Here is a 25,757-nt window from a genome sequence, read left to right as displayed (position 1 = left end):
ATGGCTGAATACGACGTCGATCTCTTCGTCATCGGGGCAGGCTCCGGCGGCACGCGCGCCGCGCGCATCGCATCCGGCCACGGCGCCCGCGTGATGATCGCCGAGGCGGACCGCATCGGCGGCACCTGCGTCATCCGCGGCTGCGTGCCGAAGAAGCTCTTCGTCTATGCCAGCCGCTTCATGGATGATTTCGAGGATGCCGCCGGCTTCGGCTGGACGCTGCCCGAAAAGCCGGTCTTCGATTGGCCGACCCTGCGCGATGCGGTTGCCAACGAGGTCACGCGTCTCTCCGGCCTCTATCGCAAGGGGCTCGACGGCGCGAAGGTCGAGGTCCGTGAGGAACGCGCCGTCATCGAGGACGCGCATACGATCCGGCTGGAGACGAGCGGGCAGAAGGTCACAGCCCGCCATATCCTCGTAGCGACAGGGGGATGGCCGTCCTTCGACCCGCCGATCCCCGGCGGCGAGCTCGGCATCTCCTCCAACGAAGTCTTCCACCTGCCGGCCCTGCCGAAGCGCATGCTGGTGGTCGGCGGTGGTTATATCGCGCTGGAGTTCGCGAGCCTCTTCGCCCGGCTCGGTGTCGCCGTGACCGTGCTCCATCGCGGCGACAACATCCTGCGCGGCTTCGACGAGGACGTCCGCACGCGTCTGCGCGATGCGCTGAAGGAAGCCGGCATCGCCTTCCGCCTCGGCTGCACCATCGATCGCATCGAGCAGTTGCCGGACGGTGCCCGCCGCGCCCATTGCGCCACCGGCGCACCGATCGATGCCGATGTCGTGCTGGTGGCGACCGGCCGCCGTCCGAACACGAAGGGGCTCGGGCTGGCGAAGGCTGGCGTCGAGCTGGGGCCGCTGGGCGAAATCCTGGTCGATGCGGCTTCCGCGAGCAACGTGCCCTCGATCCACGCGGTCGGCGACGTGACCAATCGCGTGAACCTGACGCCGGTTGCCATCCGCGAAGGCCATGCCTTCGCGGACTCGACCTTTGGCGGTCGGAACTGGACGGTCGACCACGGCATGATCGCTTCCGCGGTCTTCACCACGCCGGAAGTCGGCACCGTCGGCCTCTCGGAGACGCAGGCCGTCGCCGCGGGCCATGAGGTCCGGGTCTTCGAGTCGGGCTTCCGCCCGATGAAGGCCACGATCTCCGGCCGCCACGAGCGGACCTATATGAAGCTTGTCGTCGACGCGAAGACGGACAAGGTAATCGGCGTCCACATCCTTGGCCACGATGCTGGCGAGATCGTCCAGTCGGTCGCGATCGCCGTGACGATGGGCGCGACCAAGGCCGATTTCGACCGTACCGTCGCCCTGCATCCGAGCGCGGCCGAGGAGCTCGTGACGATGAGGACACCGCGCAACTCCTGAGCCGGCACGGATCAGCCGATCTCGCCGAGATACGCTGTCGCATCGATCTCTACGAGGCAGTTCGGCGAGCCGAGCCCGTTGACGATGCAGGAGACACGGTGGGGCGCGGCCTCCCCGAAATTCGCGAAGAACACCTCGTTCATCGGCTCCCAATAGGCCCGGTCGGTGACGTAGACGGTGCACTTCACGACATCGGCCAGGCTGGCGCCGACCTCGTCCAGCAGGGCCTTGATGTTGTCGATGCATTGCTGCGTCTGTCGCCGCGGATCGCCCAGTGCATATTGCCCCTGCAGATCGGCGCCGACGCAGCAGACGAACATGAAGTCGCCGGCGATGGTCGCCTGAGCGAAGGGGAGGCGGCTCTTGTAGACGCGGCCCGACGAGACGCTGCGTTTGGGCATGATCGCTCCTTTGCGGAAGTGCCGGAATTCCCGGACCGTTTGAATCAATCTCTGAGCGAGATGAATCAGTTTCGCAGAGATGAACGCCAAGAGCCTGCTGCGATTCAGCTAATCGCGCTGCGGCATAGCCGGCACATATCGCGAACTTTCGTAAAGGTGGCCTTCCGGCCGCCATGGGTGTATAGCCCCGCGTTCGCGCCGAGAAGGAGTTCTGAGAAGCGCGTTTTTCTCATCAGGAGCTTGAGTGACAATGTCCGAGCGGTGGACGCCCGATAGCTGGAGGGCAAAGCCCGTCCAGCAGATCCCGGATTATCCGGACCAGGCAGCCTTGAAGGCGGTAGAGCAGCAGCTCGCCGGCTTTCCGCCGCTCGTTTTTGCGGGCGAGGCGCGCAAGCTCAAACGGGCGTTGGGCAAGGTCGCGGCCGGTGAGGCCTTCCTTCTGCAGGGCGGCGATTGCGCCGAGAGCTTCGCCGAGCATTCGGCCGACAACATCCGGGACTTCTTCCGTCTTTTCCTGCAGATGGCGGTGGTGCTGACGTTCGCCGGTGGCTCGCCGGTGGTGAAGGTTGGGCGCGTCGCCGGGCAGTTCGCCAAGCCGCGTTCGGCGCCGACCGAGAAGATCGGCGACCTCGAGCTGCCGAGCTACAAGGGCGACATCGTCAACGACATCGACGCCACGCCCGAGGCTCGCACGCCGGATCCGCGCCGCCAGCTCGAGGCTTATCGCCAGTCGGCCGCCACGCTGAACCTGATCCGTGCCTTTGCGACCGGCGGCTACGCCAACCTCGACAACGCGCATCGCTGGATGCTCGGCTTCGTCAAGGACAGCCCGCAGTCGCATCGCTACCAGGAGGTGGCCGAGCGCATCACCGAGGCGCTCGACTTCATGCGCGCCATCGGCATCGATCCGGAGACCCATCCGGAGATGCGCACGACCGACTTCTACACCAGTCACGAGGCGCTGCTGCTCGGCTATGAGCAGGCGATGACGCGCACGGATTCGACCACCGGGGAGTGGTACGACACCTCCGGCCACATGGTCTGGATCGGTGACCGCACGCGCCAGCTCGATCATGCCCATGTCGAGTTCTTCCGCGGTATCAGGAACCCGATCGGCCTGAAATGCGGCCCCTCGACCACGGTCGACGGCCTGCTCAAGCTGATCGACGTGCTCGACCCGCAGAACCAGGCCGGCCGGCTGACGCTGATCGGCCGCTTCGGCGCTGACAAGGTCTTCGACAACCTGCCGGCCCTGGTCCGTGCGACGAAGCGGGAAGGCCGCAACGTCGTCTGGTCCTGCGATCCGATGCACGGCAACACGGTCAAGGCCGCCAGCGGCTACAAGACCCGGCCCTTCGACCTGATCCTCGGCGAGGTGAAGAACTTCTTCGCCGTCCATCAGGCGGAAGGCACCCATGCCGGTGGCTTGCATCTGGAGATGACGGGCAAGAACGTCACGGAGTGCACCGGCGGTGCGCGCGGCATGACCGACGCCGATCTCAACGACCGCTACCACACGGTCTGCGATCCGCGCCTTAATGCCGAGCAGGCGCTGGAGCTCGCCTTCCTCGTCGCTGAGCTGGTCAAGCGCCAGCGCGCCGGCCAGACGAGGCCGCAGGTCGAGGCAGCCGAGTAAGGCGCTATCGCATTGCGATGAAACTGAAAAAGGCCGGGGTTGCCCCCGGCCTTTTGCTATTGGATCGGTGAAGGATCAGAATTTCACGCCGGCGCCGACACGGACATTGTTGATGTCGACCACCGTGCCTTCCAGGTCCGCGAAGCGCGTATAGACGTATTCGGCACGCAGGATCAGGTTGTCGGTGACGGCGGCGTCGACGCCAAGGCCGCCCGTGAAGCCGGAGGTATAGGTGTTCTTGGAGCGCGCGAAGGCCGGAGAGAGCCCTGTCGCCGCATCCGGCAGGAAGGACACGGTCGAAGTGCCGCGCCCCACGGCGAAGCCGAGCGAGGCGTAGGGCATCAGGCGCCCGATGGCATAGCCGAAGCGCACGCGCAGCGAGCCGTAATCCTCGAGGGTCTGGGTGCCGAGCAACGAGACCGTTCCCGCACCAGCCGCCAGGTTGATCGGCGCCGAGGCGTATTGATGATCATGCCGGTTGTAGTCGGCTTCCAGGCCGATGATGGCATCGCCGAAGGCCACGTTGTAGCCGGCGAAGCCGCCATAGCTCATGCCGCTGTCGCTGCGGTTGTTGAAGCGCACCGTGCCGAGGATATCGACCCCCTGGCTGATCTGGAGGCCGCGCCGGAGAGCCTGGAACTGAGGCTGGAGGCCATTCTCGCCCGTCTGGAACTCCGTGCGCGAGGTTCCGGCCAGTCCGCCGAAATAGAAGCCGGTCCAGCTGAAGCGATCCATCAGCACCGGCGTTTCCTCGATCTGCGAGCCGCGCAGGACCGGATAGTCCGCCGCGAGCACGGGAACCGCGATAAGGCTTGTCGTGATGGCCGAAGCTGCGAGAGCCGGCGCGATGGAAAGGATCCGCATCCTGATTTCCCCTGGCAGCGGTTCCGGTCCCAGCCGGTCTGCCCTGCCCACGCCTAATTCATGCGCGGGTAACCCTAATTCACGGTTAACGGGGGAAGGCGAGGGTGTGGTCCCGATTGTCGGCAGCCGGCAAACGCGGCATAAGCCGCGCCATGGCTGCTTCCGTCACATCGCCGCTCGTCCGCTTCGCGCCTTCGCCCACCGGCTATCTCCATATCGGCAATGCGCGGCCGGCCCTGTTCAACTGGCTCTTTGCCCGCCGCCATGGCGGCCGCTTCCTGCTGCGTTATGACGACACCGATCTCGCTCGGTCGAAGCCGGAATATGCCGATGCCATCGCCGAGGATCTCGGTTGGCTCGGCATCGTGCCTGATCTCGTCATACGGCAGTCGGAGCGCCTGCCGGTCTACGATGCCGCAGCCGATCGCCTGCGCTCTGCCGGGCGGCTCTACGCTTGCTACGAGACGGCCGATGAGCTCGATCGCCGCCGCAAGCGCCAGCTCGCCCGCGGGCTGCCGCCGATCTATGACCGCGCCGCGCTGAAGCTCACCTCTGATCAGAAGGCGGCCTTGGAGGCGGAGGGCCGCAAGCCGCATTGGCGCTTCCTGCTGGAACCGCGCGAGATCGCCTGGGACGACCTCGTCCGCGGTGCCTCCCATGTCGACTGCGCCTCGCTGTCGGACCCGGTGCTGGTCCGCGAGGACGGCAGCTATCTCTATACGCTGCCCTCCGTCGTCGACGACATCGAGACCGGCGTGACTCATGTGGTCCGCGGCGAGGACCATGTCACCAACACCGCGGTCCAGGCGCAGATTTTCGCGGCGCTGGACGCTGCGCTGCCGGTCTTCGGCCATCACAACCTACTGACCACGGCGAGCGGGGAGGGGCTCTCCAAGCGCGCCGGCCATCTCTCGCTGCGCGGTCTGCGCGAGAGCGGCGTCGAAGCACTGGCGGTCGCGGCACTGGCCACCATGGTCGGCACGTCCGATGCCGTGCGCCCGGTCGTGAGCCTCGATGAACTCGCCGGCCTGGTCGAGCTTTCCCATGTCTCGCGCGCCCCGGCCAAGTTCGACGAGCATGAGCTCGAGACGCTGAGCGCCCGCACGCTCCACCAGCTTCCCTACGCCTCCGTCGCCGAGCGGCTGTCTGCTCTCGGCATCGCTGGCGGCGAACCCTTCTGGCTGGCGGTGCGGGGCAATCTCGCCACGCTCGGCGAGGCGAAGGATTGGTGGCGTGTCGTCGAGGGGCCGCTCGAGCCGGTCATCGCCGATGCGGCCTTCATTGCGCAGGCGGCCACCCTCCTGCCGCCGGAGCCCTTCGACGGGACGAGCTGGAAGAGCTGGACGCAGGCCGTCGCTGCGGCGACCGGTGCGAAGGGCAAGGCGCTTTTCATGCCCCTGCGTCAGGCGCTGACCGGGCTCGACCACGGCCCTGAGCTTGCGGCGCTGCTGCCGTTGATCGGCAGGGACAAGGCGCAGAAGCGGCTGGCCGGCGAGAGCGCCTGAGCCGCTAGGTCGTCATTCTCGGGCCGCGTCAGCGGACCCGAGAATCTCTTTGAGCAGATCAGCTGGTTTCCGAGATGGTCGGGTCAAGCCCGACCATGACGGGGAGAGAGCGACCGATCAATCGTGACGGTTCATCGCCGAGGCGTGCTTGGTGTCGCGCATGGTCGTGTAGACCAGCAGCGAGATGAAGATCACCGCCGAGAGATAGTAGTAGAACCACTGCTCGTGGCCCTGCTGCTTGAAGAACAGGGCGATGGCCGGCGCCGTGCCGCCGAAGATCGAGACCGTCAGCGCGTACGGCACTGCGACGCCGGTGGCGCGGATCGAGGTCGGGAACAGCTCCGCCTTCACGACCGCGTTGATCGAGGTATAGCCCGCGACGAAGATCCAGGCGGCGGAGATCAGCAGGAAGGCGACCCAGGGCGACTTCGTGCCGGCGAGGGTCGACAGGATCGGCACCGTGAACAGCGTGCCGCAGATGCCGAAGAAGACCAGCATCGGCTTGCGGCCGATCCTGTCGGAGATCAGGCCGTAGATCGGCTGCAGGATCGAGGCGAAGATCAGCGAGCCGGCGATGACATAGGTGGTGGTGATGTCCGACAGCCCCACCGTCTGTTTCACGAAGGTCTGCATATAGGTCGTGAAGGTGTAGAAGGCGGCCGTGCCGCCGGCGGTCAGGCCGACCACGATCGCGACCTCGCGCGGGTACTTCATCAGGCCGCGCAGCGAGCTTTCGCGCTTGATGCCCGCCTTCTTGGCGGCCTCGAAGGATTCCGTCTCGTGCATGTGCCGGCGCATGATCATGGCAGTGACCGCGAGGCACGCGCCGATCACGAAGGGAATGCGCCAGCCCCAGTCGACGAGCTGCTCATGCGTCAGGAAGACATTCTGCAGCAGCAGCAGGACGAGGATCGCGGTGAGCTGCCCGCCGATCAGCGTCACGTACTGGAAGCTCGAATAGAAGCCGCGATGTTCCGGATCGGCGATTTCGGTGAGATAGGTCGCGCTCGCGCCGTACTCGCCGCCGAGGCTCAGCCCCTCGATGATGCGCGCGACGGCCAGCAGCACCGGTGCAGCGAAGCCGATGGTGGCGTAGGTCGGCGTCAGCGCGATGATCAGCGACCCGAAGCACATCATCAGCACCGAGATCGTCAGCGAAAGCCGCCGCCCGTAACGGTCCGCCAGATGGCCGAAGAGCCAGCCGCCGACAGGTCGAACGATGAAGCCAGCCGCGAACAGCGTCGCGGCGTTGAGCTGCTGCACCACCGGATCGTTGGACGGGAAGAAGTGCGGCGCGAAATAGAGTGCGAAGGCTGTATAGGCGTAGAAGTCGTACCACTCGACCAGATTGCCGACCGAGCCCATGAAGATCGCTTTGAGACGGCGCCTGGCGTCCGCCAGCTCGATCGGATGGGGGTGGGGCGTGGCGGCGGTGCCGGAAGTCGAATCTGTCATGGCGGCCTGCTGATGCTTGGGAGCGCCAGAGGCGAACGCGCGGCATCGCCGCGGGCAAGGTCTGGCGGGCCCCCATGGGCGGCGTGAAGAGCTGCTTATGCGCCCCTTTTGGCCATGCGTCTACCGGCGGCTACTACGTTCGCTTTATCCTGTTCATGCATGAAATGCATGGGACTTTGCGGCCAGGACAAGGCCTACGGGCGGGCGAGCTGCGGGCTGAGATTGGGCGCCAGGTTCGGCGCGACGATCCGGACGGCCCGGCGTTCGCCGGTGACGCTGCGCGACTCGCTCTTGAGCCCATCCTTCTTGTCGAGCACCTTCTCGCCGACGATGTCGGGGCCGACGCCCGCGGATTCGGTGCCGGAGGTCGGAGAATCCTCGGAGGGCATCGGCTTCTCGTCGGTGGCAGTCGCAGCGGGGGCCGGAGCAGGCGCCGGTTGAGCTGCGGCGCCGCGCCGCTTCGGGTCGGCCTTGGGGTCGAGCGTCTTGGGGCGCGAAAGCTCGGCGGCGCGCTGCTCGGTCACGATGACGTCGCCCTTGCGCTTGTCGAGCAGGTACTCGGCGTTCTTAAGCGCGGCCGACCAGCTCTGCCCTTGGCCGCGGCAGGTGCAGGCGGCGTCGAAGCTGCGGGTATACCTCCCGGCATTGGGCAGCGAGGAGTAGGGCTGGCCGCTGGAACGCGAGGCTGCATTCTGGATGTCGCCGCCTGCGGCCATGCCGAAGGCGGTGGTCTCGGCACCGGGGCAGAGTGCCTGGCACATCTCGTCGGCGTTGCCACTGTTGTTCGCGAGCGGGAAGAAATAGCCGTCGCAACTGCGGACGCAGACGGTCTGCGGCCCGCCGAGGCGCGGCTTCTCCGGCTCGAACAGCGGATCCCCGTCGAGCTCCGGCATGCCGGAATCGACCTCAACCTGGGGAGCGTTGCGGCGAGGGTCGATTCCGAAGATCGTCTCGAAGAAGCCGCGCTGCTGCGGCTGTGCCCGGCAATTGCTGTTGATCGCTGCGGCGAGCTGGGCGCGGCGCTGCTCCACGCCGCCGCCCTGCGCCTGCCGCTGTAGCGCGTTGTATTGTGCCTGCAACTGGCCGAGCTGCGAGCGCAACCCGCCGCATTGCGGCGGCGGCGAATCGAACAGGCTGAAACCCCGTTCGCAGCCCATGGCGCGATACTGGCCGGAAAGCTGGGCGACCTGCCCGCCGATGCGCTGCGCCATCTGTGCGGCGTTCGGGTCGCCGCCGCTGCTGCGGCCCTGCAGGCTGGAGAGCTCGGCGCGCCAGGCATTGCAGGCCGGCGACTGCGCGAAGGCTGCTCCGCTCAGGGTCGCCAGCGCCAGCAGGGTCATGCCGAAGCGTCTGGAAAGTCGCAGCATCATCGCGGGTCGGGTCACGTCATCCATTATCGAAGCCGGGTTCGTTCGCCGGCATTGTCCGGGAACGCCAAGCACACCCGCCAAACGCGACGGAACTATGGAGCGCGCCTGCGTCACAGGGCGCGGACTCGCTCCAAGCCGAGGCTCCGCATGCCATATTCGCGCTGCCGCAGCAATCCGGGGAAGCTGGTTGGCGGGCAGTGGTGGAAAACCGGCTCTTTCGCTAGAAGGCTCTTTTTCCGGAAGCTTTGCCCGTGCGGGGCGCTTCCCGCCGGTCTTTGCATTCCGCCAGAGAGGCAAGCGAGCCCCATGTCCGATTACCTGCCTCTTCACGAAGCCGTCATCCCGGAGCTGCCGAACTATTATCGCGGCAAGGTACGCGAGAACTACGACCTTCCCGACGGGCGCCGCATCCTGATCTCGACGGACCGTCTCTCGGCCTTCGACCGCGCCATCGCCTCGATTCCGCTGAAAGGGCAGGTGCTGACCCAGACGGCGCGCTACTGGTTCGAGCACACGGCCGACATCTGCCCCAACCACGTCATGGAATATCCAGATCCGAACGTCGTGGTCGGCAAGCGCCTGGAAATCCTGCCGGTCGAGATGGTGGTGCGCGGCTATCTCGCCGGCACGACTGGCACCTCGATCCTGACCTTGTACAAGCAGGGCAAGCGCGAGATGTACGGTATCGGCCTGCCGGACGGATTGCGCGACAACGAGGAGCTGCCCGAGGCGATCATCACCCCGACCAGCAAGGCCTTCGACGGCGGCCATGACGAGCCGCTCTCGGAGCGTCAGATCGTCGAGAGCGGGCTGGTGACTCAGGCGCAATGGGACACGATGGCGGGCTATACGCTCGCGCTCTTCGCGCGCGGCCAGAAGCTCGCTCGCGAGCGCGGCTTGATCCTCGCCGACACCAAATACGAGTTCGGCACCGACGCCGAGGGCCGCATCTACCTGGCCGACGAGATCCACACCCCGGATTCCAGCCGCTACTGGTTCGCCGGCAACTATGCCGAGCGCTTTGCCGCTGGGGGCAAGCCGGAATCCTTCGACAAGGATTTCGTCCGCAACTGGGTGGTGGCGCGCTGTGATCCCTACAAGGAGGAGCTGCCGCCGATCCCGCAGGAGCTGATCGACGAGACCTCCGCCGTCTATGTCCGCGCCTTCGAGACGATCACCGGGCAGCCCTTCGCCTATCCGCCGGTGGGCGAGGACCCGCTGGCGCGGATCAGGCGCAATCTGGCGAAGTACTTCTGAGAGTACCGGAAGGCGTCATTCTCGGGCTTGACCCGAGAATCTCCGGCAGGAAGGGGCCCCGAGCCTCCCTCGTCATGAGATGCTCGGGTCAAGCCCGAGCATGACGGCGTGGCTCCGTCGGGATGGCAGATCGCTTAAGCCCCATCCTCCTCGCGGAATGTTCCCGCGAGGTGGCGGCCGCGTTCGGTCAGTATCGAGAGCACTCGCTCGAACACCTTGAGTTCCTCGGGCGCGATGCCCTCGATCCAGCGTGCCTCGAAGCCCAGCGCCAGCGGCACGATCTGCTCGTAGATCCGCCGGCCGGCCGGTGTCAGCGTCACGAAGGATTCGCGTCGGTCCTGCCGGTTCTCGGCTCGCGAGACGAGGCCGCGCTTCTCCAGCTCGGTCACGGCGCGCGAGACCTTGGTCTTGTGCATCTGGGCGAGCTCGCCGATGTCGCGCGAGGTTAGCTTGCCGAACTCGCCGAGCTGCGCCACCACCCGCCATTCCGGGATGCCGATGCCGAAATGCTCGCCGTAGATGCGCCCCAGCGCCCGGCCACCGAGCGTGCCGACGACATTGAGGCGGTAAGGCAGGAAGCGCTCCAGATGGAGCGCCTGCTTATCGTTGTCAGTCTCGGTTCCGTTCGACATGCCGCGGCCTGGTTTGATCGTAGGCCGCGCCTTGAGCACGCGCCGATCAGATTGTGTCGCAATCCGATCGGATCACGCGTTCTCTATCAATAATCAAGAGACGGATTCACCGATCAGGTTGTTTCAACCTGATCGAATCCGGCTCTAGCGCGCCTTCAGACGGTTCATGAACGAGTCGTACGAAAGCTCCGCGACCTGCCACCAGAGCAGGTTCTCGCCGCGGAAGGCGACCATGGAGTCGTAGCCCTTCTTGAAGTCGGGGCTCTTGGCGCTGGTCTCGGCGTAGTATTCCTCCGCCGCCTTGAGCGCCGCCTCCATCACCGGCAGCGGGAAGCCGCGCAGCTGCGCGCCCTGTGCCACCAGCCGGCGCAGGCCGCCGGGGTTCACGAAGTCGTATTTCGCCAGCATCCAGTTGTTGGCCGCCTCGCAGGCGTTCTGGACGATCGCCTGATAGTGCTTCGGAAGCTTGTTCCAGGCGTCCTTGCCGATGATCAGGTGCAGCATCGCGCCGCCCTCCCACCAGCCGGGATAGTAGTAGTATTTCGCAACGCGGATGAAGCCGAGCTTCTCGTCGTCATAGGGGCCGACGAACTCGGCGGCGTCGATCGTGCCGCGCTCCAGCGCCGGATAGACGTCGCCGGGCGCGATCTGCGTCGGCACCACGCCGAGCTTGGCGAGCACCGCCCCGCCCATGCCGCCGATGCGGAACTTGAGGCCCTTGAGGTCCTCGACCCCCTTCAGCTCATTGCGGAAGAAACCGCCCATCTGGCAGCCGGAGTTGCCGCAGGGGATCGAATAGGCGTTGAAGCGGTCGAGCACGCCGTTCACCACCTGCTCGCCGCCGCCGAAATACCACCAGCTGTGCTGCTGGCGGGCGTTGAGGCCGAAGGGGATGCCGGTGCCGAGCCCCAGCGTCGGGTCCTTGCCGATGTAGAAATAGGTCGGCGAATGCGCGCATTCGACCGTGCCGGAGGATACTGCGTCGAGCGCCTGCAGGCCGGGAACGATCTCGCCCGGCGCGAAGACCTGGATGTCGAACTTGCCGTCCGTCGCTTCCGAGACGAGCTTGGAGAATTGCTGGGCCGTGCCGAAGATCGTGTCGAGCGACTTCGGGAAGCTCGACGTCAGGCGCCACTTCACCTCCGGCTGCGACTGCGCGACCGCCGGCATGGCGATCGTGGTCGCGGCGGCGGCGAGCGCCCCGGTCTTCAAAAAGCTGCGGCGTTCCATATGGTTTCCTCCCAGGCATTGTTGCATCCTTATTGGCGTGTCCCGGGAGGAATGAAAAGAGATGAAACTCGCGTCCCTCATGCACGGCCGGGATGGCCGCCTCGTCGTCGTCTCGCGCGATCTGACCCGCGCGACAGATGCTTTTCCGGTGGTTGCGACGCTGCAGGCGGCGCTGGACGACTGGGAGCGGATGGCGCCTCGCCTCGCCGATCTGGCGGAAGGGCTGGAGCACGGCTCGGTCCCCTCATTCCGCTTTCACGAGCATGATTGTGCCGCGCCCTTGCCGCGCGCCTGCCAATGGCTCGATGGTTCGGCCTATCTCAACCATGTTGAGCTTGTCCGGAAGGCGCGGGGAGCGGCCATGCCGGAGCGCTATCGAACCGATCCGCTCATGTATCAGGGCGGCAGCGATGCCTTCCTAGGCCCGCGCCAGGCCATCGAGGCGCGCAGCGAGGAGGAAGGAATCGATTTCGAAGCCGAAATCGCGGTCGTGACCGGCGATGTCCCGATGGGCGCGACACCGGCGGAGGCGCTCGGGCTCGTCCGCCTCGTCATGCTCGCCAACGACGTGACCCTGCGCAACCGGGTCGGCGACGAACTGGCCAAGGGCTTCGGCTTCCTCCAGTCCAAGCCGCCATCGGCATTCTCCCCTGTTGCCGTGACGCCTGACGAACTGGATAGCGCCTGGCGCGAGGGCAGGCTCCATCGGCCACTGCTGGCGCAGGTCAACGACAATCCCTTCGGGCGGCCCGATGCCGGCGCCGACATGACCTTCGATTTCGGCACGCTCATCGCCCATGCCGCCGCTACCCGGCCCCTTGGTGCCGGCACGATCATCGGCTCCGGCACAGTCTCCAATCGCGAGGCGGGTGGCGGCCCGGCCCGGCCGATGGGAGAGGGAGGCATCGGCTATGGCTGCATTGCGGAGTTGCGCGCGGTCGAGACGATCCGCCATGGCGAGCCCAAGACGCCGTATCTGCGCTTCGGCGACCGGGTCCGCATCGAGATGAAGGACCCGCATGGGCATTCGATTTTCGGCGCCATCGAGCAGGAGGTCCTGCCGCATGTCTAGAGGCCCGCTGACCGCCCATTTCCGCAAGATGGCGCACAACAACGCATGGGCGAACTGGCGGCTGCTTTCGGCCTGCGCCCGGCTGAGCGACGAGGAATTCCGGGCCTCCCGGACCAGCTTCTTTCCTTCGCTGCATGAGACGCTGAACCACAACCTCCTGGTCGATCTCTACTATATCGACGCTCTGGAGCGAGGCGGGCTCGGCCGGCAAGTCGGGACGCGCTTCGTGCCCCTGGCCGCCGACGCTTTGGTGGAGGCGCAGGCCGTCGCAGACCGCCGCCTCATCGCCTTTTGCGATGGGCTGGCCGATACAAGCCTGAGTGCGACCGTTCCCACCGATCGCGGCGCTGCGGGAGCGATCGAGGAGCGGATCGACGATCTGCTGGCGCATCTCTTCCAGCATCAGGTCCACCATCGCGGACAGGCCCATGCGATGCTAGCCGGCACGGAAATCCGGCCTCCACAACTCGACGAGTATTTCCTGCTCTACGATTCGCAGCAGACGCGCGTGGAACTGCGTCGCCTGGATCTTTTGCCGCCCGAAGAGCTTTTGTGACAGCAGCCGAGCGCTGCGCTTGGCGGCGGGCAGGCCGCCGGGTAACCTGACAGCGACGCCTGCCGCGAAAGCCGAGACGCCATGATCGAGACCGCGCCGTTCTATTCCTCCGCCATCCCGCTCGCCTTCTTCGTCTGGGGGCCGGTCGTGGTGGTGGTGTTGTTCTGGGCGGTCGGCCTGTGGTCGAACGGGCAGGGCATTCCCCGCATGCTGGAAAGCGACTGGGACGGCTACAGCGTCGCCGACGTCGAGAAGCTGTTCTCGCTCTATGGCGAGGAGCGGCGCGCCCGCTATCGCAACCGGGTTCTGCCGGCGGACGTGGCCTTCGCCTTCACCTATGCCATCGTGGGAGCGATCCTGGTCGCGGGGCTCGTCACGCGCGGCCATCCCTGGTGGGTGGCGGCGCTCTGCGGCGGTGGCTGGCTTCTTGGCGGGCTCTGCGATGTGGCCGAGAACTTTGCCGTGGCGCGGATGCTCGACCGTTATCCCCAGGTCGATGCCGGCAATGTCTCCTTCGCGAGCGTCGTGACGCGACTCAAGCTCGTGCTCTTCATTCTCGGCATCGTCGGCGCGCTCGCCGCCGCCTATCTGGTCTTCAAGCCTCTGGCAGTCTGAGCTGGGCGCAACCATATCCGGCGGGCCATTCCGCCACGGAGATCGTCATGCGTCTGCCCTTTGCCGCTTCCGCCCTTGTCGCTGCAGCGCTGTCTTTCGCGTCAGCGCTGCCGGCGTTGGCGCAGGAGGATCTGATCTTCCGCAAGTCGACCGTCTGGAAGATGCTGACGCCCAATGACAAGCTCGCCGTCTACGGCGTCGACGATCCGATCGTCGAGGGAGTCGCCTGCCATTACACTGTCCCTGAGAAGGGCGGCGTTTCCGGCATGTTCGGAGTGGCTGAGGAGGTCTCCGAGGTTTCGCTCGCCTGCCGGCAGGTCGGCCCGATCAAGTTCAAGGAGAAGGCGGAGCAGGGCGATGTCGTCTTCCGCGAGCGCCGCTCGCTCATCTGGAAGAAGATGCAGATCGTGCGCGGCTGCGACGCCAAGCGCAACGTGCTGGTCTATCTGGTCTATACCGACAAGCTGATCGACGGGTCGCCGCAGAACTCGACATCTACGGTCCCGATCATGCCCTGGGGGGCGACGGGCGAGACGCCGAAATGCGCCGAATGGATCAGGTGATCCGAGGCCGGCTTATTCGCCGCAGGTAATGCTCAGCGGCTGCGGGGCGCTCTCGGTCGACACGCGCTTCGCCACCGAACCCGTGAAGTCCTCGTTCGCCGCGACGCCGAAGGCCACGGCCTTGCCGAAGCCCTGCGCCTCGCACCAGGCATTGGCGACGATCGTGCCGCATTCCGCCTTCGAGGAGATGCAGTCGGCTACGCCGTAGCCGTCGCTGGCCGGGATCAGGAAGGTGCGCTGCTCGCTGGCGGCAGAGCGTGTGGTCGGCATGATCGAGAGCGAGACGCCGGCGGCTACGATGCCGAGCAGTCCGACGAAGGCCACGGCGCGGCGCATGTTCTGAATGTTCCTGATGGCGAGGGCGGGCGAATAACCCGTGAGTCGCAAGCTTGTTTCGGGTCGGTTAAATTTGAGTGAATTGCGGCGGAAATGTTGCGGCGCAGCAAACGAGGCTGCCTCTTGACGCCGGGCCTGTGGATAGGCCATCAATCTCGGTCATGACGCGAGCCGCGACCATCAACCGGATCTGCATTATTTGCCGCTAGCTTTTGCTGGCCGGCTGCTCACGTCCTCGTCCTGAAAACGAACAGACAAAAGCGCCCCGGCCAGCGGCCCGGTGGTTAGCCTTGTTTCATTTCGTCCGTTTCCAGGATTTCGCCCGATGCCGCCCACCCTGAGGCTCTACAACACGCTGACGCGGACGAAGCAGGACTTCGCGCCGATCGATCCGCTGAACGTGCGGATGTATGTCTGCGGGCCGACGGTCTACGACTATGCCCATATCGGCAATGCCCGGCCGGTCATCGTCTTCGACGTGCTGTTCCGACTGCTGCAGCACGTCTACGGGGCTGACCACGTCACCTATGCCCGTAACCTCACCGACGTCGACGACAAGATCAACGCCCGTGCGGCGCGGGACTTTCCGGGCCTGCCGCTGAACGAAGCCATCGCGAAGGTCACCGAGGCGACGACGGCGCAGTTCCATGCCGATGTCGACGCGCTGGGCTGCCTGCGCCCGACCGCCGAGCCGCGCGCGACCGAGCATATCGAGGAGATGAAGGCGATCGTCGAGCGGCTGATCGCCCGCGGCGTCGCCTATGTCGCCGAAGAGCATGTGCTGTTCCATGTCCCGGCCGTCGCGCATCTGAAGAACGCGCCGCAATACGGCACGCTCGCCCGCCGCTCGCTCGACGAGATGCTGGCCGGCGCACGCGTGGACGTTGCGCCGTATAAGCGCGATTCGATGGATTTCGTGCTCTGGAAGCCGAGCCGCGAGGGCATCGATCCCGGCTGGCCGTCCCCGGCGGGCATCGCCACGCCCGGCCGCCCCGGCTGGCACATCGAATGCTCGGCCATGTCGATGGCGAAGCTGCTGACGCCTTTCGGCGGCGGGCTTTCCTGCGACGACCCGGACAAGAACCTCTTCGACATCCATGGCGGTGGCATCGACCTCGTCTTCCCGCACCACGAGAACGAGATCGCCCAGTCCTGCTGCGCCTTCGGCGGCGGGGAGGGGGCACCGCGCATGGCCAACATCTGGATGCACAACGGCTTCCTGCAGGTCGAAGGCGAGAAGATGTCGAAGTCGCTGGGCAACTTCGTCACGATCAACGAGTTGCTCGCGACGGAGACCTTTGGCGGCCGCAAATGGCCGGGCGAGGTGCTGCGCCTGGCGATGCTGAAGACGCATTACCGGCAGCCGATCGACTGGACGGTGAAGGCGTTGGAAGAGGCGGAGAAGACGCTGCAGGATTGGGCCGAGGCTGCAGAGGGAGTTCAGGCATCCAGGCCGTCGGGCGAACTGCTCGAGGCGTTGGCCGACGACCTCAACACGGCTCGCGTGCTCGCCGAACTGCACGCCCTTCGCAAGGCTGGCGACGGCGCAGCCCTTCGCGCAGGGCTCGACCTCATCGGCATCGGCCTTCCCGAGGTTGCTGCGCCGACAGCCGTTGCGCCAGAGGTCGAAGACCTGATCGCCGCCCGCCTCGAAGCGCGCCGCGCCAAGAATTTCGCCGAGTCCGACCGCATCCGCGACGAACTCGCCGCGATGGGCATCACACTGAAGGACGGCAAGGACCCGACGACGGGCGAGCCGACGACGACGTGGGAAGTGAAACGATGAACAACAAGATTCGCCCCGCCGGCTCGCTCTCCTTCGCCATCAAGCTTGTCATGTTCGCGATGGTCATGCCGCGCGTCGTCCGCTTTCGCCTGAGGCGGAGACAATGAGCGCCGCCCGCATCCACCTCTTCGACACCACGCTGCGCGACGGCGCCCAGACCACCGGCGTCGATTTCTCGCTCGACGACAAGCGCGCCGTCGCGGCGCTGCTCGACAGGCTCGGCGTCGATTATGTCGAGGGCGGCTATCCCGGTGCGAACCCGCTGGACACCGCCTTCTTTGAGCAGAAGCCGACGAAGCAGGCCAAGTTCGCCGCCTTCGGCATGACGAAGAGGGCCGGGCGCTCGGCCGCCAACGACCCCGGCATCGCCGCGCTGCTCGAGGCGAAGGCCGATGCCATCGTGTTCGTCGCCAAGAGCTGGGACTACCATGTCCATGTCGCGCTCGAGATCTCGCTGGAGGAGAACCTCGCCGGCATTCGCGAAAGCGTCGAGGCCGCGAAGGCGGCCGGCCGCGAGGTGATGCTCGATTGCGAGCACTTCTTCGACGGTTACAAGGCCAATCCCGACTATGCGCTTTCCTGCGCGCGGGCGGCCTATGAGGCCGGCGCCCGCTGGGTCGTGCTCTGCGACACCAATGGCGGCACGCTGCCGGACGAGATCGGCGCAATCGTGCATGAAGTCACCAAGGTGGTGCCGGGCGACCGTCTCGGCATCCATGCCCATGACGATTGCGGCTGCGCCGTCGCCAATTCGCTGGCGGCGGTCGAGGCCGGCGCGCGCCAGATCCAGGGCACGCTGAACGGCCTCGGCGAGCGCTGCGGTAATGCCAACTTGGTGACGTTGATCGGCGCGCTGAAGCTCAAGGAGCGCTATCGCGACCGCTTCGCGCTCGGCATCGACGAGAGGCAGCTTTCGGAGCTTGCGCATGTCTCGCGCGCGCTCGACGAGATGCTGAACCGCGCGCCGAACCGGCACGCGCCCTTCGTCGGCGCCTCCGCCTTCGCCACCAAGGCCGGCATCCATGCCTCTGCCGTGCTGAAGGACCCGCGCACCTACGAGCATGTCCCGCCCGAGGCGACGGGCAACACCCGCAAGGTGCTGATTTCGGACCAGGGCGGCAAGTCGAACCTCGTCGCCGAGCTGGAACGCATCGGCGTCACGCTCGGCCGCGACGATCCGCGGCTCAACCGCGTGCTGCAAGAGGTCAAGGAGAAGGAAGCGCAGGGCTATGCCTTCGAGGGCGCCGATGCCTCTTTCTTCCTGCTCGCCAAGCGCATTATGGGAGAACTACCGGCTTATTTCGAGATCGAACGTTTCACCGCCAATGTCGAGCGTCGCTACAACGCGCTCGGCGAACTCGTCACCTTCTCCGAAGCGATCGTTAAGGTGAAGGTCGGTGACGACCTGCTGATCTCGGTCGCCGAAAGCGTGCTTGGGCCGGTCAATGCGCTCGATCTAGCGCTGCGCAAGGATCTCGGCCGCTACCAGTCGTTGATTGGTGGCCTCAAGCTGGTCGACTACAAGGTCCGCGTCTTCCAGGGCGGAACCGATGCGGTGACGCGCGTGCTGATCGAGTCCGGCGACGAAACGGGCGAGCGCTGGACCACGGTGGGCGTCAGCGCCAACATCATCGACGCCTCCTTCCAGGCGCTGGTCGACTCGATCACCTACAAGCTGGTGAAGGCTGGCGCCACGGCGTGAAAACCCTTCCGCCGTCATGCCCGGGCTTGACCCGGGCATCTCAGGCAGAATGAGGCTCCAGCGCCCTTTCGTCTGGAGATTCTCGGGTCAAGCCCGAGACTGACGCACTGTGGCGATGTCTTGGCCCGCCCTCACTCCGTCAGCCGGATCACCCTGTCCTTGCACAGATCCATGGCGTCGGAATCGCTCTCGGCCTCGTCGGCGAACTTGGCCAGCACGAAATAGCTGCAGCCTTGCGGCTTGTTGAGCTTGAGCGCGACGCTTTTGCCGGGGGCGAGCGGCTTGGCGAGCTTGGCGACGAGCCGGGATTGCTCGCCTGCGGTCGCGATCTCCAGGCTGTTGAGCGGCGCGGCGCGCTGGTTGGTGATGGTAATCTGCGAGTGAGGCTTGGCCCCCTGCGCGGCGGCAGGGATGACGGCGAGCATGAGCGAGGCGGCCGCAGCGAGCCCCGTCGCGATAAGGTGCTGATCTCTCATGGTTGTTTCTGTCCCCGTTCCTGAGCGTCCTGCGCTCTGGATGGGATGAGATACCCGGCTTTCGACCAGAGCAAGGCAGCTTTCCGGCCAATGGCGGGGCAGGGCGATGGCAGGAAGAGGGCGGCGCCGGATTCCTCGCATGCAATGGCGCGCGATTGCGCCTATATGGGCGTTCCAACTGGAATCGTTTGAAAATGCCTGCGCCGTCAGCGCCGCTTCCGGCGCCGGGTTTCGCCCGCTCCGCCATCATCCAGCCGGGTTCCGGCTTTTTCGCCACTTTCCAGGCGCTCTGGCCCTATCTCTGGCCTTCGGAGCGGGCCGATCTGCGCCGGCGCGTCATCGCCGCCTTCGCCCTGATGGTGGCGGGCCGGCTGATGCTGATGGGCGTGCCGTTCACCTTCAAATGGGTCACCGACGCGCTCGCCCGCACCACCTCCAGCCCGGCCGACTGGCTGCCATGGCTGCTGGGTGCCCCGCTCGCACTGACAGTGCTGTACGGCCTCGCCCGCGTCGGCTCGGCCGCATTCGTGCAGATGCGCGATGCCATCTTCGCGCCGGTCTTCATGCATGCGGTCCGGACGCTCGCGCTGCAGACCTTCGGCCACCTGCACCACCTCTCGCTGCGCTTCCATCTGGAGCGCAAGACCGGGGGGCTGACCCGCGTGCTGGAGCGCGGCCGCAACGGCATCGAGGAGATGGTCCGCCTCGGCCTCAACCAGCTCGTGCCCGTCATCATCGAGGTCGCGCTCATTATCGCCGTGCTGCTCTGGCTGTTCGATTGGCGCTATGTCGTCGTGCTGGTGGTGATGGTCACGGCCTACATGACCTACACCATCAAGGCGACGGAGTGGCGCATCGCCATCCGTTCGGCGATGAACGAGTCCGATACCGACGCCAACTCCAAGGCGATCGACTCCCTGCTCAACTACGAGACGGTGAAGTACTTCGGGGCCGAGGCGCGCGAGACGGCGCGTTACGACCAGGCCATGGCGCTCTACGAGCGCAACTCGGTCAAGTCCTACACCTCGCTCGCCTGGCTGAACTTCGGCCAGGCCGCGATCTTCGCGGCGGGCCTGACGCTTTCGATGGTGATGGCGGTGCGCGGCTTCCAGGCCGGGACCAACACGGTCGGCGACCTCATCCTGATCAACTCAATGCTGATCCAGCTTTACATCCCGCTGAACTTCATGGGCACCGTCTATAGCGAGATCAAGCAGGCGACGCTGGACATCGCCCAGATGTTCTCGCTGATCGGCCGCGATCCGGAGATCCAGGACAAGCCCGGCGCCCTGCCGCTCGACGTCGCTGCCGGCGAGGTCGTCTTCGACGACGTTCATTTCGCCTATGTGCCGGAGCGGCCGATCCTTCGCGGCGTCTCCTTCAAGGTGCTGCCGGGCAGGACTGTCGCAATCGTGGGGCCTTCGGGCGCCGGCAAATCGACGATCTCGCGGCTGCTTTTCCGCTTCTACGAACCCCAGGCTGGGCGCATCCTGGTCGACGGCCAGCCCATCGCCGACATCCAGCAGGTCAGCTTGCGCGCCGCCATCGGCATGGTCCCGCAGGATACGGTGCTGTTCAACGACACCATCGAGTACAACATCCTCTATGGCCGCCCCGATGCCACGACCGAAGAGGTCGCGGAGGCTGCGCGCCTCGCCCAGATCGACCGCTTCATACGCTCCCTGCCGGAGGGCTATGCCACCTCCGTCGGCGAGCGCGGCCTGAAGCTCTCGGGGGGCGAGAAGCAGCGCGTCGCGATTGCGCGCACCATCCTCAAGGGTCCGCCCATCCTCGTCCTCGACGAGGCGACCTCGGCGCTCGATTCCTTCACCGAGAAGGAAATCCAGGACGCGCTCGACCGGGTGAGCGAGGGCCGCACCACGCTGGTCATCGCACACCGGCTCTCCACGGTGGTCAATGCCGACGAGATCATCGTGCTCGACAAGGGCGTGATCGTCGAGCGCGGCCACCATCTCGACCTGCTTGCCGCGGACGGCGTCTATGCCGCGATGTGGAACCGCCAGCGCGAGGTCGACGAGGCCAAGGCCACCCTTCAGCGCGCCACCGCGGCCGAGGGCGAGAGCGTCAGGGTGAATTTGACGTCGTAGGGCGCAGGGCGCGCAGGTCATGCTCGCCCCTGCGGGGAGCATCCGCGTCTTGAACACGGTGCGTTACGAAGAAGACGTGGATGGTCGGGACAAGCCCGACCATGACGGAAGAGCCGCCGCGCCTTGTCTTCATCCAGTTTAAAACTGCTCGCAACTTCGGCGCGGTTCCTGCATGCTCCTGCCGCTGGGTTAAGCTATCGGGGGATAAGGCTGCCATGTTCGATCCGACGACGTTCGTGGGTTTCCACACATGGCTGAGCCTGATCGCCATCCTGGCCGGATTTCCGGTCACTGCGGGCTTGCTGCATGGGCATACGCGGCCGAGTTGGACCGGTATCTTCCTCTCCACATCCTTCGCGACGAGCGCGACCGGCTTCGGCTTTCCCTTCAACGGAATCCTGCCGTCGCACATCATCGGAGCGATCCACATCGTGCTTGTCGCGATCGCGGCCTATGCTCTGTACGGGCGCAGGCTGGAGGGCGGTTGGCGCCGCACTTACGCGATCACCGCAGTGTTGTCGTTCTACCTGCTGATGTTCGTGCTGGTCGCGCAGCTGTTCGGCAAGGTCCCGGCGCTGCGCGCCCTGGCGCCGACGCAATCCGAGCCACCCTTCGCCATTGCCGAGACCTTCGTGCTGTTCGTCTTCGGCTTCGTGACCTGGAAGGCGGCGGTGCGCTTCGTCCAGATGCCGCGCCTGACGCCTTAAGACCAGTCTGCATCGCAGCGCGCTCGAACCGGTCCTGTCGTGCTCGGTCGCCGGCTTGGCAGCGCGCGCGGCAGAGCGTTTGAGCGGTGCATCGGCGGCCATGTCGCAGCTTGTGGGCTTTCCCTGAAGGGCAGAACCCCTTAAATCAGCGCGACGCTCGCGGCCGCTGGGGGCCCGCGACACCCTTTTTATCGGCGCCCATGGCGCCGGGAGCCCAACGGAAACCGCCTCATGTCGCTCGTCGATTCCGTCCGCAAGGTGATCGTTCCCATCCACAAGGAGGGATATGTCTTCATCGCCATCGGGTTGGTGGCGACAATCATCCTCGCCAATCTCTGGTCGCCCTTCGGCTGGATCGGCGCGATCATCACGATCTGGATCTGCTACTTCTTCCGCGATCCCGTCCGCGTCACGCCGCAGCGGGAAGGGCTGGTGATCTCGCCCGCCGACGGCCGCATCAGCCAGATCGCTTCGGCCCTGCCGCCGCCGGAGCTCGAGCTGCCGGCCGAGCCGATGACGCGCGTCTCGATCTTCATGAACGTCTTCGATTGCCATGTGAACCGTGCGCCCGTGCCGGGCCGCATCGCCAAGATCGCCTATACGCCGGGCCTCTTCCTCAATGCCGAGCTCGATAAGGCGAGCGACGACAACGAGCGCAACGCACTTGCGATCGAGACTGCCTCCGGCATCGTCGGCGTGGTGCAGATCGCAGGCCTCATCGCGCGGCGCATCGTGCCCTTCGTCAAGGAGGGCGACGTTCTGGCCACCGGCGAGCGCTTTGGCTTGATCCGCTTCGGCTCGCGCGTCGACGTCTACCTGCCGGCCCATGTCGTGCCGCTGGTCGGCGAGGGCCAGACGGCGATCGCCGGCGAGACGGTGCTGGCCGACATGACCGGCAACGAACTGATCAAGCGCAGCTTCCGCGACATCTGAGCGGCGGTGTTTTGAGGGCAGGGTCATCCCGTGCGCGCTGCGGCGCGAAGTGCCGCTGCGCAGACACGGGACCGCGTGCCGAAGCGGTCGCCTGCACTGAACGCAGCCGGAAAAACGTCCTGTCCTGATGACGATCCCGCATCTGCGCAGCGGCACTTCGCGCCGCAGCCCGTGCGGGATGACACGCGCCTAAGCCTAGCCTGCGCCCCCGAAACCGCGTATTCCGACTGCCATGAGTGACCTGTTTCCCCCCTTCGAGCCCGAGCGCGTCGAATCGAGGCGTGCCCGCTTCAAGGCGATCCCGTTTCGCCTGCTGGCGCCGAACGTCGTCACGCTGCTGGCGCTCTGCCTGGGCCTGACGGCGATGCGGCTCATCGTCGAGGGCAAGCTCGAGACGGCGACGATCTGCATCCTGATCGCGGCCGGGCTCGACGGCGTCGACGGGCGCCTCGCGCGGATGCTCAAGGGCACCTCGCGCTTCGGCGCGGAGCTCGATTCGCTCTCCGACTTTGTCAATTTCGGCGTCGCCACCGGCTATGTGCTGTGGATATTCGTCCTGCACGACCTGAAATCGTTCGGCTGGATCATCGTGCTGACGCTGGCCTGCGCCATGGCGTTGAGGCTCGCGCGCTTCAACGTCATGATCGACGATCCCGACCGGCCCGACTGGCAGAAGAATTTCTTCGTCGGCATGCCGGCACCGGCGGGCGCCATCACCGCCATGCTTCCGGTCTATCTGCAGATGATCGGCGTGCCGGTGCAGGAATACGGGGCGCCTTTCGCCGGCGTCTATATCCTGTTCATCGCGTTCCTGACGATCTCGCGCATCCCCTGCTACGCCGGCAAGACGCTCGGCACCCGCGTCCCGCGCGACAAGGTGCTGCCGATCTTCGTGGCCGTGGTGATCGTGGCCGGGCTGCTCTTCGCCTATCCCTTCGAGGTGCTGACCTTCGTGGTCGTCGCCTATCTGGCGCTGATCCCGGTGAGCGTGGCCCGCTATCGCAAGCTGGAACGCGAATACGCTGCGCCCCTGCCGCTTTCGGTAGAGGGTGGGGCGCCTGAAAATCCGGCCTGATTGGATCTGGAGCTAGCGCCGATATCCGCCGAGCCGCGCCGCATTGGCGCGGGTGCGCTTGGCGAAGGGCTCGAGCGTGCTGTCGGCGACGCGCACGACCGCCGCCGCCATGTCGAACTGTCCGGGCGGGTTGAGCGCAAGCTCCCACCAGAAGGCGGTCGCCGCCTGGCTCGCTGCGAAGCTGCTCTCCACGACGGCGGAAACCTTCTCGATCACGGCCTTGGCGGCCTCGCGCTGGCCGTGGCTGTCCCCGAGCGCGCCCTTGAGCAGGATCGGCATCCGCATCGCGATGGTCAGGCTAGCCTCGGCATGCATGGAAAACACGCGTGCCGCCAAATCCTGCGCATCAGCTCCAGTCGCCACGGCGGAGCGCTTCGATCTGCGCGGACGCGCCATGGGAAACTCCAGAATAGTCGATCAGCATTGGCGGGGAGCCAAAAGAGTCTGAACTGTGCTCCCCCCGACCCAGCTTGGCAATGCGTAGTATACCAGTCTCCTGCGCTTCTTTTATGCACCGGGCGCAGGGCGCAGCCCGGGACGGGAACTCTCCCGCGCCCCGTTGACCACGGCGGCGTTTGCCGATTTATCGAGCGGCAGAAATGCATTAAAGGCTGATCGCGCGCCGATTGTCCGGCGCCGGATCAGCGTCGGGCAGCCTCTTGAGCCTTTTTTCATCTCCGAAACACCCCGGTTGGCGCCCCATGCTGGTGTTGGCCTCGGCCTCGCCGCGGCGGCTCGCTCTTCTGGAGCAGGCCGGGTTGAAGCCGGACGCGCTGTTGCCGGCCGATCTCGACGAGACGCCCCGCAAGGGCGAGCGCCCGCGCGATCTCGCCCGGCGCCTCGCTCGCGAGAAGGCGGAGGCCGCCCGTGAGGGCGCCAAGCCCCGCACCGATCTTGAAGGCTGCTATATCGTCGCGGCCGACACGGTCGTGGCGGTGGGCCGGCGCGTCCTGCCGAAGGCCGAGATCGTCGACGAGGCGGCCGCCTGCCTGCGCCTGCTCTCGGGCCGCGCGCATCGTGTCTATACGGGCGTCGCGGTGGTGACGCCCTCCGGCGCGGTTCGGGATCGCATCGTCGAGACTCGGTTGCGCTTCAAGCGGCTTTCGACCGAAGACATCGAGGCCTATCTCGCTTCGGGCGAATGGCGCGGCAAGGCGGGCGGCTACGCCATCCAGGGCATCGCCGGCTCCTTCGTCGTCAAGCTCGTCGGCTCCTATACCGGCGTGGTCGGCCTGCCGCTCTATGAGACGGTCAATCTGCTCGGCGGCGAAGGCTTCCCTATCCGCTTCGGCTGGATGAACGCGGCCTGAGACTCGCCGCAAGACGATGCGATGAACCGGCGGACGACGAATCCGCTCTTCAACTGTGAAGCGAGGGCATCGCGAAGATGACCGATACCGACAAGGCGGCCCCGGCCGCGCGGCCCTGTTCGATCTGCGGCAAGCCGGCCGTGGCGCGCTACAAGCCGTTCTGCTCGCCGCGCTGCGCTGACATCGATCTCGGCCGCTGGCTCAAGGGCGGTTATGTGATCCCTGGCGAACCGGTCGAAGAGGCCGAGGAAGCCCCGCAGCCGCGCGAGCGCGACGAGTGACCTGAGCCCTAGCGATCGGGGCGCACCCGCGGAATCCGCATCGCATGCTGTCGTGGAGGGCGCCGGCCGCGGCTGGGCTTCAGGACGCGCCCTTCTCCAGGTCCTCGCGCTGCTTCAGCAGGGCGTTCAGAACATCCTGCTGCTCGCTCAGCCGGTTGGCGATCGCTTCCTCGGCGCCGGAGCCGGAGGTGGCGGTCGCCCGTTCCATCAGTTCGGAGATATTGGCACGGGCAATGGCGATCCGGTCGTCGAGATCCTGCAGCGTAGCGTGGCCGGCCATCTCATCCTCCATCCAGCTTCGGCGAAAGCATTCTCGGACGGCAAAGCCGTGAAGGCGAGTGCAAATCGTCGCAATGCGGCGTTTTGGCCGCGGGAGCAGGATGGTGCGGGCGCGCGCAATCGAAAAACACTCCTTGCAGCGTGCGATCTGCACGGAGCTCATGCCTATCGACGGAAGCCTCGTTTCGGTTGCGGGCATCGCGATCAGTGAATTTGAATCATGGTTTGCTCTGATAT

The 25,757-nt window shown here is 66.0% G+C and carries 25 protein-coding genes and 1 pseudogene; 16 read left to right on the top strand and 10 right to left on the bottom strand.

Annotation, left to right across the window (positions count from 1 at the left end):
• Complete coding sequence (gene gor / locus BoBH3_RS21330) at positions 1-1,371, top strand: glutathione-disulfide reductase (protein ID WP_262332871.1); 1,371 nt, start codon at positions 1-3, stop codon at positions 1,369-1,371.
• A gap of 11 nt (positions 1,372-1,382) precedes the next feature.
• Here gor and BoBH3_RS21325 read toward each other — a convergent pair whose 3' ends face one another.
• On the bottom strand, positions 1,383-1,772 hold the full coding sequence (locus BoBH3_RS21325; RefSeq protein WP_262332870.1) for a RidA family protein: 390 nt from the start codon (positions 1,770-1,772) through the stop codon (positions 1,383-1,385).
• Positions 1,773-2,022: 250 nt separating this feature from the next.
• Between BoBH3_RS21325 and BoBH3_RS21320 the strand changes: the two genes are divergently transcribed.
• Positions 2,023-3,408: a class II 3-deoxy-7-phosphoheptulonate synthase gene (locus BoBH3_RS21320; RefSeq protein WP_262332869.1), complete on the top strand. Its 1,386-nt coding sequence runs from the start codon at positions 2,023-2,025 to the stop codon at positions 3,406-3,408.
• 75 nt (positions 3,409-3,483) lie between these two features.
• Here the strand turns inward: BoBH3_RS21320 and BoBH3_RS21315 are convergent, their stop codons facing one another.
• A complete protein-coding gene (locus BoBH3_RS21315; protein WP_262332868.1) occupies positions 3,484-4,272 on the bottom strand; it encodes an outer membrane protein in 789 nt (262 codons plus the stop codon).
• 152 nt (positions 4,273-4,424) lie between these two features.
• On the opposite strand from BoBH3_RS21315, the gene gltX reads away from it, so the two are divergent.
• A complete protein-coding gene (gene gltX, locus BoBH3_RS21310; RefSeq protein WP_262332867.1) occupies positions 4,425-5,777 on the top strand; it encodes a glutamate--tRNA ligase in 1,353 nt (450 codons plus the stop codon).
• A 117-nt stretch (positions 5,778-5,894) separates the two neighbouring features.
• Here gltX and BoBH3_RS21305 read toward each other — a convergent pair whose 3' ends face one another.
• Positions 5,895-7,232: an MFS transporter gene (locus BoBH3_RS21305; protein WP_262332866.1), complete on the bottom strand. Its 1,338-nt coding sequence runs from the start codon at positions 7,230-7,232 to the stop codon at positions 5,895-5,897.
• Positions 7,233-7,426: 194 nt separating this feature from the next.
• Complete coding sequence (locus tag BoBH3_RS21300; RefSeq protein WP_262332865.1) at positions 7,427-8,617, bottom strand: DUF2865 domain-containing protein; 1,191 nt, start codon at positions 8,615-8,617, stop codon at positions 7,427-7,429.
• A 291-nt stretch (positions 8,618-8,908) separates the two neighbouring features.
• Here BoBH3_RS21300 and BoBH3_RS21295 point away from each other — a divergent pair, with 291 nt between their 5' ends.
• Entirely contained in the window at positions 8,909-9,859 is a 951-nt protein-coding gene (locus BoBH3_RS21295; RefSeq protein WP_262332864.1) for a phosphoribosylaminoimidazolesuccinocarboxamide synthase, read from the top strand.
• 134 nt (positions 9,860-9,993) lie between these two features.
• Here BoBH3_RS21295 and BoBH3_RS21290 read toward each other — a convergent pair whose 3' ends face one another.
• Positions 9,994-10,491, bottom strand: a complete 498-nt coding sequence (locus tag BoBH3_RS21290) for a MarR family winged helix-turn-helix transcriptional regulator (protein ID WP_262332863.1) — start codon at positions 10,489-10,491, stop codon at positions 9,994-9,996.
• A gap of 144 nt (positions 10,492-10,635) precedes the next feature.
• Positions 10,636-11,721, bottom strand: coding sequence for a TRAP transporter substrate-binding protein (locus tag BoBH3_RS21285; protein ID WP_262332862.1), 1,086 nt, complete (start codon positions 11,719-11,721; stop codon positions 10,636-10,638).
• Positions 11,722-11,782: 61 nt separating this feature from the next.
• Here BoBH3_RS21285 and BoBH3_RS21280 point away from each other — a divergent pair, with 61 nt between their 5' ends.
• The 4 genes from BoBH3_RS21280 to BoBH3_RS21265 all read left to right on the top strand — a co-directional run bounded on the left by BoBH3_RS21280 (position 11,783) and on the right by BoBH3_RS21265 (position 14,527).
• Complete coding sequence (locus BoBH3_RS21280) at positions 11,783-12,793, top strand: fumarylacetoacetate hydrolase family protein (protein WP_262332861.1); 1,011 nt, start codon at positions 11,783-11,785, stop codon at positions 12,791-12,793.
• Complete coding sequence (locus tag BoBH3_RS21275) at positions 12,786-13,349, top strand: DinB family protein (RefSeq protein WP_262332860.1); 564 nt, start codon at positions 12,786-12,788, stop codon at positions 13,347-13,349. Before BoBH3_RS21280 ends, BoBH3_RS21275 begins: the two co-directional genes overlap by 8 nt.
• 81 nt (positions 13,350-13,430) lie before the next feature.
• On the top strand, positions 13,431-13,964 hold the full coding sequence (locus tag BoBH3_RS21270; protein WP_262332859.1) for a hypothetical protein: 534 nt from the start codon (positions 13,431-13,433) through the stop codon (positions 13,962-13,964).
• Between the two features lie 47 nt (positions 13,965-14,011).
• Entirely contained in the window at positions 14,012-14,527 is a 516-nt protein-coding gene (locus BoBH3_RS21265; protein ID WP_262332858.1) for a CreA family protein, read from the top strand.
• Between the two features lie 12 nt (positions 14,528-14,539).
• Here the strand turns inward: BoBH3_RS21265 and BoBH3_RS21260 are convergent, their stop codons facing one another.
• Complete coding sequence (locus tag BoBH3_RS21260; RefSeq protein ID WP_262332857.1) at positions 14,540-14,863, bottom strand: hypothetical protein; 324 nt, start codon at positions 14,861-14,863, stop codon at positions 14,540-14,542.
• A 325-nt stretch (positions 14,864-15,188) separates the two neighbouring features.
• On the opposite strand from BoBH3_RS21260, the gene cysS reads away from it, so the two are divergent.
• The gene (gene cysS, locus BoBH3_RS21255) at positions 15,189-16,649 is read left to right on the top strand and encodes a cysteine--tRNA ligase (protein ID WP_262332856.1); all 1,461 of its coding nucleotides are present in this window, start codon (positions 15,189-15,191) and stop codon (positions 16,647-16,649) included.
• A 103-nt stretch (positions 16,650-16,752) separates the two neighbouring features.
• On the top strand, positions 16,753-18,351 hold the full coding sequence (cimA, locus tag BoBH3_RS21250; protein ID WP_262332855.1) for a citramalate synthase: 1,599 nt from the start codon (positions 16,753-16,755) through the stop codon (positions 18,349-18,351).
• Between the two features lie 131 nt (positions 18,352-18,482).
• Here cimA and BoBH3_RS21245 read toward each other — a convergent pair whose 3' ends face one another.
• The gene (locus BoBH3_RS21245) at positions 18,483-18,827 is read right to left on the bottom strand and encodes a hypothetical protein (RefSeq protein WP_262332854.1); all 345 of its coding nucleotides are present in this window, start codon (positions 18,825-18,827) and stop codon (positions 18,483-18,485) included.
• Between the two features lie 194 nt (positions 18,828-19,021).
• Between BoBH3_RS21245 and BoBH3_RS21240 the strand changes: the two genes are divergently transcribed.
• The 4 genes and pseudogenes from BoBH3_RS21240 (at position 19,022) to BoBH3_RS21225 (ending at position 23,650) form a co-directional block, all read left to right on the top strand.
• Complete coding sequence (locus BoBH3_RS21240) at positions 19,022-20,935, top strand: ABCB family ABC transporter ATP-binding protein/permease (RefSeq protein WP_262332853.1); 1,914 nt, start codon at positions 19,022-19,024, stop codon at positions 20,933-20,935.
• Between the two features lie 215 nt (positions 20,936-21,150).
• Complete coding sequence (locus tag BoBH3_RS21235) at positions 21,151-21,642, top strand: hypothetical protein (RefSeq protein WP_262332852.1); 492 nt, start codon at positions 21,151-21,153, stop codon at positions 21,640-21,642.
• A 228-nt stretch (positions 21,643-21,870) separates the two neighbouring features.
• A pseudogene (locus BoBH3_RS21230) lies at positions 21,871-22,575 on the top strand (phosphatidylserine decarboxylase); the annotation flags it as partial.
• 232 nt (positions 22,576-22,807) lie between these two features.
• Positions 22,808-23,650, top strand: coding sequence for a CDP-alcohol phosphatidyltransferase family protein (locus tag BoBH3_RS21225; RefSeq protein ID WP_262332851.1), 843 nt, complete (start codon positions 22,808-22,810; stop codon positions 23,648-23,650).
• A gap of 12 nt (positions 23,651-23,662) precedes the next feature.
• Here the strand turns inward: BoBH3_RS21225 and BoBH3_RS21220 are convergent, their stop codons facing one another.
• The gene (locus BoBH3_RS21220) at positions 23,663-23,965 is read right to left on the bottom strand and encodes a hypothetical protein (protein WP_262332850.1); all 303 of its coding nucleotides are present in this window, start codon (positions 23,963-23,965) and stop codon (positions 23,663-23,665) included.
• 386 nt (positions 23,966-24,351) lie between these two features.
• Here BoBH3_RS21220 and BoBH3_RS21215 point away from each other — a divergent pair, with 386 nt between their 5' ends.
• Positions 24,352-24,960, top strand: a complete 609-nt coding sequence (locus BoBH3_RS21215) for a Maf-like protein (RefSeq protein WP_262332849.1) — start codon at positions 24,352-24,354, stop codon at positions 24,958-24,960.
• 77 nt (positions 24,961-25,037) lie between these two features.
• Complete coding sequence (gene yacG / locus BoBH3_RS21210) at positions 25,038-25,241, top strand: DNA gyrase inhibitor YacG (RefSeq protein ID WP_262332848.1); 204 nt, start codon at positions 25,038-25,040, stop codon at positions 25,239-25,241.
• A gap of 79 nt (positions 25,242-25,320) precedes the next feature.
• On the opposite strand, the gene BoBH3_RS21205 is transcribed toward yacG, so the two are convergent.
• Positions 25,321-25,683: a hypothetical protein gene (locus BoBH3_RS21205; protein WP_262332847.1), complete on the bottom strand. Its 363-nt coding sequence runs from the start codon at positions 25,681-25,683 to the stop codon at positions 25,321-25,323.
• Positions 25,684-25,757: the final 74 nt, after the last annotated feature.

The organism is Allobosea sp. BH3 (assembly GCF_025499465.1).
Lineage (GTDB): Bacteria > Pseudomonadota > Alphaproteobacteria > Rhizobiales > Beijerinckiaceae > Allobosea.
Note: the sequence above shows the minus strand (reverse complement) of the source record. Positions and strands in the feature narration are given on the sequence as shown.